The sequence below is a fragment of the Streptomyces sp. URMC 129 genome, from assembly GCF_051386415.1.
In the GTDB taxonomy this organism is placed as follows: domain Bacteria; phylum Actinomycetota; class Actinomycetes; order Streptomycetales; family Streptomycetaceae; genus Streptomyces.
On sequence record NZ_JBPQTQ010000289.1, the window covers coordinates 1 to 847 of the forward strand.

The 847-nt window shown below is 73.1% G+C and carries 1 protein-coding gene; it reads left to right on the forward strand.

Going from position 1 to position 847, the window contains the following annotated elements; genetic code table 11:
* The first annotated feature begins 330 nt into the window (after positions 1-330).
* Entirely contained in the window at positions 331-573 is a 243-nt protein-coding gene (locus tag ACSNOC_RS27820) for a hypothetical protein (RefSeq protein WP_436750342.1), read from the forward strand.
* Positions 574-847: the final 274 nt, after the last annotated feature.

An 847-nucleotide genomic window follows, 5' to 3' on the forward strand; every position in this document is an offset into this window, starting at 1 on the left:
AACGCCCGCCCGCGCACCATCGACACCGTCGGCCCGGTCGCCGCGAGGTCCGCGGCGTTGCCGCCGGTCCTGGACGAGCGGCAGCGGCGTCTGCCGCTCGGGAAGATCGGCGGTATCAGCGAGACCGCGGGGACCGGCTCGTGCAGCCCCACCCACGTACGCAATCGTGGCCAGAGGGAGGCCGGTTCACGCGCACGTCCGGGAGCAACGGCCTGTATCCCAACAGCTGGTCAGCGACTGACGGCCACGCTCTGCCGTCGTGGACCGCCGCGGCAGGCACCAGGCAGGCGGGCAGCGCTTCGGGCGGCACCGGGGCTCCCCCTTCTCCCCATGAGCTGGGCCACGCCCCGCAATGGCGCTGAGGAACTGCCGACCACCGCCTCAACCACCCCAGCCACTGTCGAAGACCACGCCCTGACAGGACAGGACGCTCTTCCGGAAATGCGGGCGGTCCGCTTCGATGCCGTGGGTGATCGCGCCGGTCAGGCCGACGGGCCGGTGCGGCGCACCGGCCCGTCGGGTGTTTCCGGTGTTTCCGGTGTCAGTGGTGTCGTGCGCGCCGCTGACGGGTGATGAGGACCGCTGTCGTGCCCGCGCCGAGCAGCACGGCGGTGAGGGCGATGGCGCCCCTGAGGCCGGACATACCGGTTTCGGCGAGGCCGCCGCTCGGTGCCGGGGTGTTGGGCGCCGGGCCCGTCGGCTGCGCCGGGGGCGGGGACTCGGGCGATGTCGGGGACGGGGACGGGGATTCGGGCGACGTCGGCGTCGGTGTCGGTGTCGGTGTCGGGGATTCCGGCTCCGGGATGTGGACGCCGGCGTCGATCGTGTGATCGACCTCTCCTGGTGC